This is a genomic window from Thalassotalea marina, from assembly GCF_014656435.1.
Lineage (GTDB): Bacteria > Pseudomonadota > Gammaproteobacteria > Enterobacterales > Alteromonadaceae > Thalassotalea_C > Thalassotalea_C marina.
The window spans coordinates 217464-226591 of record NZ_BNCK01000009.1 but is presented as its reverse complement, the minus strand read 5'-3'; the positions used below and the strand labels follow the sequence as shown (position 1 = coordinate 226591).

The window sequence follows — 9128 nt, the reverse complement described above, 5'->3', positions numbered from 1 at the left end:
GGTACCATGCGTATCGGTCGATAAGGTATTAGGCTGTATATCTGAAGAGTTGTTATAGAGTAAGTCAAAAGCAAAGTGACCTTCATATTCGTTAGCGCCAATGACTTGCGTACTCACCGGAACATGACGTGGTCAACCAAAATTGACCAACCCAGTTAAGCTACTTTTTTCAATTTCTTCATGTCCGCCTCATATTGATTTGAAATTTCCATACTTTATCTAATTCATGTTTTTCTAAATTAGCTAAAATGCAACTCAGAAATGTCCAGAAGTGAGTTGTGTGGTGTCGAGTGGAGATTGTACGATTAAGCCCCTAAGTAATTAGTCCGTCAGTCTCCCTCGGTAATCAAATTAGTACATCTTAGCGATCAAATTGGTAAAAAATTAGACATGTAGATGAATGCCCACCTTAAAAAATAGACAGCGGGTTGGGCTGGGTGATTTTTCTGGTGTTAGACGCCAGCAACCCATGCGGCAGAATGGTTGCTCACTTACTCGTCTATTTTTAGCGGGAATTCTTAGCCAACTGTATGCGCTGTATGCAGATTTAAGCAGTCGAGTGATGCGCACTTTGGAAGAGATGGCACCACGAGTAGAGGTCTACTCCATTGACGAAGCGTTTTTGGACTTAACCGGTATTGAGTCTGCCATATCTCTTGGCGAGTTCGGACAACAAGTGCGAGAGCGCATAGGCCACTGGATTGGGATCACCGTCTGTGTAGGCATTGCACCGACTAAAACACTCGCTAAGCTGGCTAACCATGCCGCCAAAAAGTATCCAGCCACTCAGGGCGTTGTAGACCTGACCAATCCAGATCGGCAACGTCGATTGCTCGCATTAGTCCCGGTTGATGATGTTTGGGGCGTTGGTAGACGGCTTTCTAAGCGTTTAAATGCGTTGGGTATCACCACAGCCTTAGACCTAGCCAATGCCTCTCCTAGAGCCATCAGAGACCAGTTCTCGGTGGTTTTAGAGAGAGCCGTCAGAGAGCTCAATGGCGAGTCGTGCATTGAGCTTGAAGAGATCCCGCCAACTAAAAAACAAATTGTCTGTAGCCGTTCATTTGGCGAAAAAGTAACGCAATTTGAACTGTTACGTGAAGCCGTCTGCGAATACGCAACCCGCGCCACTGAGAAGCTTCGCAAAGAACAGCAGCAAGCCAAAGTGATGACCGTGTTTATACGTACCAGCCCCTTCAAGGAAAACGAGCCGCAATACAGCAACTCTGCATCGGGCGAGTTGTTGATACCCAGTTGCGATACGCGGGATTTTATCGAGCTGGCCAGTCACTTACTCAAGCGAATTTGGAAGGATGGTTTTCGTTATGCCAAAGCGGGCGTCATGCTGTCTGACTTTTACGATCCTGGTATGTTTCAACCAGGACTATTCGATGACGTATCGACCCGCTCTAATAGCCAACAGTTGATGTCTGTATTGGACACCATTAACCAAAGCGGTGCCGGAAAGGTTTTCTTTGCTGGACAGGGTACAAAGAAAGATTGGTCGATGAAGCGAGAGCATTTATCTCCCGCTTATACAACACGCTGGGACCAATTACCGCGAGTGAAGTAGCGCAGTTAACTCAATAGGCATTCACTCTGCGACGCAGCATGTTGAGCTTATCAACCTAGCGTCGAAATTCACTGAAGAATTCTTCTTTCTCCATGGCCAGAGAAAGCTAACCACCTTAGAACCTATTTCTTATGCCGGGTTCAATGCAGTGTAGAACTGTATATTGAATGAACAGGACGCGACTTCAAGCGCAAGACATTGACTATTCATAAAAGAAAAAATGATCAAAAACTCGATTTTACTACTGAAAAGGGTTCTGGACTGAGAGATCTCCATGTGAGCTTTTGAACACGGATACCCAGAAAAAGCTGAAGTCCTACACAATGTGACGATTCAAGATTTGTCTCAGGCTTAAGCCCCTGTTGGCATAACGTACCTCCTCTGTGTAACGGGCGATTGAATTAAGTTTTTTCACGTAACTATTGACGAAGCCCCACGAAAATGCGTTCACAAAACCTACACTAAAACTCAATTTAGTGCTATTATGTTCAAAATTCAGCACCTATGTTCACATAAAGGCCTAAAAATGAAGTATGCGAGAGAATTATCAAAAATTATTGAAGGTGGAGTGCTTGGAAAGATCAATCAGGTAAAAGCTTATACAGAATTTCTTGCAGACAAATTAGAAAGTGATGGAGAGCATAAGATTGCCAAACGATTAAGAACTTCCATGTCCGATAGTCTTCTGGCTTCTGGCTATAACTTAGCATCGGCACAGCCAGCAAGTCAGTTGAGAGCACCTGTTGATAAAGATAGCCATATGGCGTTAGCTGATATTACCTATCCAGGGTCTAATCATTCTGGCATGGCAGTTCTTGATGCAACAACTAAAGCTCAAGTTGATGAATTTATTTCCTTTGTTTTAAAAGCAGAAAAATTAGCTGATGCAGGCCTAAGTAGTGCCCCATCGCTATTGTTGTATGGTCCTCCTGGTTGCGGTAAAACACTACTTGCTCACAATGTAGCCGCACAACTTGAACTACCGTTGTTCACTGCTCGTTGCGATTCTTTGGTATCGTCGCTTCTTGGCTCAACATCTAAGAATATAAGATCACTTTTTGACTTTGCATCGCAGCAGCCATGCGTTTTGTTTTTAGATGAGTTTGATGCTTTAGCTAAAGCAAGAGACGATCAACATGAGTTGGGAGAGTTAAAACGTGTGGTAGTCAGTCTGCTTCAAAACATCGATGCACTTCCTAAAGATACAATAATCATTGCCGCAACAAATCACGAACAATTGTTGGATCCTGCTGTTTGGAGACGCTTCGAGCTTCGAATTAAACTAAATGCTCCAGATTCTGTTACAAGAGAACAGATTTACCGTAATGAGTTAGCAGAGTTTTCTCCATCTAAGCTACAGAAAACAGTTGAGCATTCAGTTGGACTATCGGGAGCAATTATTGCTCAAATATGCGTTGCAGCAAAAAGAAAAGCGATTTTGAATGATGAAAATCAGACTACTGAGCAAGAGTTGTTGTATCGGATTGCAATGGTTCGATACTCAAATGTAATTGAGTCTGAAAAAGAAGCCACGGACAAACTAGTAGAGTTGAAAAATCTAAACTCAGAACTTTTTACAGTGCGACTGCTTTCAAAAATATTTGGAATGTCTACAGGAAAAATATCAAACTTGCTAAATAGGGATGAAAATGAGCAATAAAAATAACCCAATACAAGCTGTAAAAATTACACAACGCGATTTCAGGGATACGCCACCTCCCAAAAGCGGACCAAAGCCACTTCGCGAAGTTACCAAAGAGCTGGTTGATAAACTGCAATCGGATATAGATAAGTCTACTTTAGAACTAAAACAGCACTTTCAATCGCATCCCAACGTGCCAGCTGTTCTAAAAGTCAGGTTACTAGAGAATGCATTGGCTAAATCGCACAGACCAGACAATGTATTTAAAGATAATACTTGCCCTATCATTGGAAGCGCTGATTTTGGAATTTTGCTCGTTAGCGCTAATGAGGAGGGGTTAGGGCAACTCAGACAGAGAGTTCAATCTAGGGCAAAAACAGTTCAACCAGATATCGCAGCAATTGAAGAGATTAGCGTATTTTCAAGTGAAGATAGGCTTCAAGTTAGAAGTTTAGATGACGATGATTTTGGTGTTCAGAAATACAAAATTCATCTATTTGATCACTTAAAAGACAGCCAGAATGCTGTTGTTAAGAACTACTTTGATGAATCAACTGCAAACGAATCTCTCGATATCACTTTTAGAGAGTTTTCGCCGCATACCAGATTTCACACGGTAAAAGCTAAGAGCAAACTCTCTATTCAAAACTTGGCAAATAACGTTGCTGTGCGCTCTATCGAAGAAATGCCAACCTACACTCCTACTGACTATAAATTAGCGACAAGCCCAGTTGGTCCGATTGACAATTTATTGCTACCCGACCCAACAACAGGCGTTGATTATCCGGTGGTAGCTGTTGTTGACTCGGGTATTTGCCGAAAATCAATACAGATTAATAAGTGGGTCGTAGGTCGAAAGTCTTTTGTACCTGAAGACCTGCTTGATACATCTCATGGCACAATGGTAGGAGGGTTAATTGCCTCTCCAAGCTCTCTAAATTATCAAGGTAGCGGTTTCCCTAACACGCAAGCAAAACTAGTAGATATTACCGTATTTGATACTTCAGGAAGCGCTTCCGAAGACGATCTGATGGATATGATCTCAGAAGCAGTTGAAGAGTTTCCCGAAATCAAAATTTGGAATTTATCAATAGGTCGGTCAGAGCCAACTCCACTTAATGCGTTTTCGGACTTTGGATGCTTCCTTGATGACCTCAGTGAGAAGCATGGTATTTTGTTTGTTGTTGCTTCAGGAAATCATAATTCGTTTACTTCGAGCAAACCTGAAGAAGAAAAGCTCCGTGAAAGTCGAGTATCTTCACCAGGAGATTCATTAAGAGCATTAACTGTTGGATCAATGGCTCATAAGGAAAACCCTCTGTCCGCTTCTGAAACAGGCCAATGTTCACCATTTTCGAGAATCGGCCCAGGACCTGCATTTACTCCAAAACCAGAAGTGATCCATTATGGAGGAAACTGCACTCCCAGCGGAAGTTTTGCACAAATAGGAGTCTTATCATGTGGGCCAGACAACCAAATGTTCGAATCTGTTGGGACTAGTTTTGCTACCCCTATAGTTTCTTCTATAGCGGCAAATGCATGGAAATCAATAGACGGAACAATTGTCGCTACACCAGAGAAGGTAAAAGCACTAGTAATTCATTCAGCAGTACTTGGCTGCAATGGTTACGAGTATTCTACAGGGTTTGGAAAGCCTGGAGATATCGACGACTTACTCTATTGCACAGATGATCAAATCACACTGATGTTTGAAGTCGATGTTCGTCATGGATTAGTTGAGTTTGAGCGAAGTCCAATTCCATTGCCAACTTCAGTTCAAGACGCTGGAATGTTTAAGGGAGAAGTAGCCATGACACTGGTTTATTCGCCTCCTTTTGATAGATCTTTTGGTTCAGAATACAGTCGTGTAAACATTAGCGTCTCAATGGGGGAAACAAAAGATGTTCTGGACGAAAAAACAGGGGAGCTAAAAACTATATTTAAGGGAAAAGTACCGCCTTTGCCTTCTGAGAAAAAAGACTTATATGAAATTAACCAGCTAAAGAACTCCTTTAAGTGGTCACCTACAAAAGCTCACAAGAAAAGATATCCTCAAGGTACTGGAGTTGCTGCATGGAAGCTCAAGATGGAATCGACCATCAGGGCAGAAGAACAAAATCCGGCGACGCCCCAAAAAACAGTTTTACTTGTTACAATAAAATCAATCAAAGAAGGAACAAATCTTTACAGTGATGCTGTGAGATTGCTAAAGACTAATGGCTGGATACTAAACCCAGTTGCAGTAAATGTACCAATTACTATCCAGCAATAGTTATGAGGCATAATAATTGTGGGTCGTAATCTTAATTAGTTCACAACTATTACGAAGATTACGATCTCAATATGCATTAACCCTTCGACGCAGCATGTTGAGCTTATCAACCTGGCGTCGAATATCACTGAAGAATTCTTCTTTCTCCATGGCCAGCGCTAGCTCCCATTCTTTGGCCAAACCTTGGCAGTCCAAAAATGCGTATCTCAGCTTCGTCTTTGAAATACGCAGCCCTTTACTAAAGACTACACGCTTGCCTCGTTGACCGTGAAAGCTGTTGATATACCACTCTATGCCAAAGCCATACTTAAAGTCTCTGATACGGACACCAAGCAGCCCCCAGTCTTTAAAAGGCGCATTCTCGCGAACCTTGTAATGGGTAACCCAAAAGTCATCAACTTCAGCTCGTGCCAGTGCTTTTAGCCTGTCCGTTTCTTGCTGAAGTAAATCTGATACCTCTGCTTTCCATTGTTCATTGACGATTTCTACCAAACCAATTTCCCCATCCAATTAACCCCAAAAGCCAAAACCACTATCCGTTTGGCTTTTGGATCGAAACGCCAAACGTAAAACTGCCGTAACAATCACTGTTTGGCGTCTCGATATAAATCAACTCGCGCAATCCCATACCTGACAAGGGATACAGGCCGATTTCACTTAAAAACGCCTAAAAAGACGTATTGCCATGAAAATACAAACCGTTTGGCAAGTTCAGGCCAGAATGCAAACGACGTTTGGCGTCTCGATTTTTCTGGCTCAGTCATCCGCCGCCAAACAGAGCCTATTCTCATACTTTTGCGAAAATGCAATAGGCAGATAGATGAAAGGATTTGTCACCTTTCTGCCCACCGCCAGTACACCGAATCCTGATAATGACATTTGAGTGAACCGCCAGAGCACTTGGACATGCCCAAGCGTGAACAGCGCGGTTAGTTGAAAACCGTTAGAGCACTTTGAGTGCACAGGAGATAAGTATGTTTGTACTAGGCGTAGATATCGGTTACTCAAACCTGAAGCTGGCAATTGGCCAATCAGGCAGTGAACCGAAAACCATTATTCTGCCTGCGGGTGCCGGTCCTGCGGATCGTATGCCGGAGCGTATCGGTGGAGGCGATGATGAAACTTGTTTGTATGTGTCTGTCGATAATGAGCGTTGGGCCGCTGGAGTGCCTGCTGGACGCCTTCAAGGCTGGGAGCGAGAGCTTCACCCGGAGTATCCCACCACAAAGACCTATAAGGCGCTTTTTCATGCCGCCTTGTTAATGGCTGAAACTGACTCCATCGATTTGGTTGTCACTGGATTACCGGTTTCCCAGTTTCATGAACCACAACGTAAGTCTGACCTTGTGCAGCGTTTAAAAGGTGTCCATCAAGTGACACCTAAGCGCAGCATCACTGTTCATGACGTCAAAGTGCTGCCGCAGCCTGCCGGTGCCTACATGGATCTGGTTCAAACAGGTGGTGATTTGGGCTTGATTGAAGAAGGTCGCGTCGTCGTCATCGATCCCGGCTTCTTTTCTGTTGACTGGGTTGCCCTTGAGGCCGGAGAAATTCGCTACAGCTCATCAGGAACCAGTCTTCAGGCAATGTCCGTGCTACTGGAAACGATTGATAAGCTGATTTCGGAAGATCATGGTGCCAAAGTGGGTATGGATCGACTTGAAAAAGCCATGAGAACCGGCGACTTGCAGGTGCTGCTATTTGGAGAAAAAGTCGATATTTCACCTTATCTGAATGCTGCCATGAAAAAGGTAGCGCCTATTGCTCTTACAGCCATGCGCCAATCCATGCGTGACGAAAGCATTAATGCGGACTTGGTATTGATCGCCGGAGGTGGAGCCTTGGCTTATAAGGAAGCGGCCAAGGAGATTTTTTCACGAAGCAAGATTATCGTACCGGAACAGTCTGTTTTGGCGAACGTCCGAGGCTTCTGGTTTTATGGGGCGTGATCATGAGAGTCGTCGTCAACATTCCCCCAGGGAGCCACCCTGAACTGCTCAAAGAATTAGAAAAGACGCCGCCACGGGAACGCGCTGAGCGTCTGAGGATGCTGGCCACCTTTGGCTTAATCCACATGAGCCAACCCAATTTATCCACTACATCTGCACCGGTGGATGGCCATGCACCAGATGGTGAAGTGACTTCTATGAGTACAGCGCCAGAACCCAAAGCAGAATCACGCAAACAATCATTAAAATCAAAACTAGGGCTGGGCTTATAACATGGCGTTATCAGTTAGCTGGCTCGATGCCAGGTTAAATAAAGAAGCAAAAGAAACCGTAGTAAAAGCTGACCGAGATGGACTAAGTGCTCGGGTCTCGCCCAAGGGCAAAATTGTTTTTCAGTTTCGTTATCGGTTCGATGGCAAGCAACAGCGGGTAGACATAGGTACTTACCCACTTATGAAGCTTGCTGAAGCCAGGAATGAGCTGGATAGGTTAAGGGCGGTACTCGACCAGGGCAGAAACCCCAAGCTCTACCTACAGCAGGAACGGGCCAAGTATTCTGCCAACCAAAGCTTCGAATCGATTTTTCGAGACTGGATAGACTCTGCCGGTAAGCAAGGGCTAAAGGAGAAAACGTGGCACTACCAAAAACGCAGCAGTGAAATATATTTGCTGCCCCGACTTGGCAAGTACCCAATAACTGACATCAATGAATTGTCCTTACGAAACTGTCTTCGTGAGGTTTCGGAGTCGTCCCCTTCAAACACAGAACGTCTGGTGTCTGTGCTGCACAAGTTTTATGACTGGCTGATTGATGAACAAATTTTGGAAATTAACGCTGCCGCTGGGATCACAGCAAAAAAGGTTGGCGGTAAGAAAGGCAAACGAACTCGGGTGCTAAATGACAACGAGATCAGGATACTTTGGCGCTATTTGCATGAGTCAAAAATCACTGAGAAGAACCGCATCTACATAAAACTGCTTCTGCTATTGGGCGGTCGCAAGGGTGAACTCATTCAAGCTGAAAAGCATCACTTTGATTTGCAATCTGCAATGTGGACAGTGCCCATAGAGATCCGCAAACAAGGTGAGAAAATTGGAGCGCCAATCATGCGACCATTGATTAGGCCTGCAATTGAGCTGATTGAATTGGCGATGCAGATGAGCAAATCAACTTACTTGTTTCCCGCGAACGGACAAGAAGAGCTTGCCACAAATGGCTTTGATACCACTATTCCTAACAATGTGAAAATCTGGGCTCGCAGGTCGCTTGGTGTTGAGATGGAACATTGGTCTATGCATGATCTTCGAAGAACGATGCGAACACGAATGTCGGCCATCACGACGCAAGAAGTTGCCGAGTTGATGATTGGCCACAGCAAAAAAGGATTGGATGCTATCTACAACCAATATCAGTACCTGGATGAAATGCGTCATGCTTACGACGTTTGGTATCAACAACTAGAAACCATCATCGAGCCGACAGGCTTTCCATTCAACTGGCGTTTCGGACAGTAAGAATTTGTCGCTACCAGTAGATTGGTATTCCTAATTGTGACCATGTCAAAAACCTTCTCAATGTTGTTTTTTGACTGGTCGCTTTAAAACTAGGCTTAAGCCCCATAGCTATCATCAGGGTTTAATCTGGTCATTTTTCAGCCTGAACTCTTGAGTTTCTCAGTTTGAAACCACATG

8 protein-coding genes are annotated in these 9128 nt (G+C 44.1%); 6 read left to right on the top strand and 2 right to left on the bottom strand.

Annotation, left to right across the window (positions count from 1 at the left end; all coding sequences use genetic code 11):
• Nucleotides 1-117, bottom strand: a 117-nt coding sequence (locus tag IE199_RS22175; RefSeq protein ID WP_189773573.1) for a Tn3 family transposase, incomplete at its 3' end; no start/stop codon positions are given.
• A gap of 283 nt (nt 118-400) precedes the next feature.
• Here IE199_RS22175 and umuC point away from each other — a divergent pair.
• From umuC to iteS, 3 genes are all read left to right on the top strand, one after another.
• Nucleotides 401-1573, top strand: a complete 1173-nt coding sequence (umuC, locus tag IE199_RS18360) for a translesion error-prone DNA polymerase V subunit UmuC (protein ID WP_229854823.1) — start codon at nt 401-403, stop codon at nt 1571-1573.
• A 526-nt stretch (nt 1574-2099) separates the two neighbouring features.
• Nucleotides 2100-3233 carry an AAA family ATPase gene (locus tag IE199_RS18355; RefSeq protein ID WP_189773571.1) on the top strand — a complete coding sequence of 378 codons (1134 nt, stop codon included), beginning with the start codon at nt 2100-2102 and terminating at the stop codon, nt 3231-3233.
• Entirely contained in the window at nt 3223-5487 is a 2265-nt protein-coding gene (gene iteS / locus IE199_RS18350; protein ID WP_189773569.1) for a S8 family anti-phage peptidase IteS, read from the top strand. Before IE199_RS18355 ends, iteS begins: the two co-directional genes overlap by 11 nt.
• Nucleotides 5488-5553: 66 nt before the next feature.
• Here iteS and mobI read toward each other — a convergent pair whose 3' ends face one another.
• Nucleotides 5554-5979: a conjugative transfer protein MobI(A/C) gene (gene mobI, locus IE199_RS18345; protein WP_425322347.1), complete on the bottom strand. Its 426-nt coding sequence runs from the start codon at nt 5977-5979 to the stop codon at nt 5554-5556.
• Between the two features lie 482 nt (nt 5980-6461).
• Here mobI and IE199_RS18340 point away from each other — a divergent pair, with 482 nt between their 5' ends.
• The 3 genes from IE199_RS18340 (at nt 6462) to IE199_RS18330 (ending at nt 8951) form a co-directional block, all read left to right on the top strand.
• On the top strand, nt 6462-7436 hold the full coding sequence (locus IE199_RS18340; RefSeq protein ID WP_189773567.1) for a ParM/StbA family protein: 975 nt from the start codon (nt 6462-6464) through the stop codon (nt 7434-7436).
• Between the two features lie 125 nt (nt 7437-7561).
• On the top strand, nt 7562-7708 hold the full coding sequence (locus IE199_RS18335) for a hypothetical protein (protein WP_008845653.1): 147 nt from the start codon (nt 7562-7564) through the stop codon (nt 7706-7708).
• A 1-nt stretch (nt 7709) separates the two neighbouring features.
• The gene (locus IE199_RS18330) at nt 7710-8951 is read left to right on the top strand and encodes a tyrosine-type recombinase/integrase (RefSeq protein WP_189773565.1); all 1242 of its coding nucleotides are present in this window, start codon (nt 7710-7712) and stop codon (nt 8949-8951) included.
• Nucleotides 8952-9128: the final 177 nt, after the last annotated feature.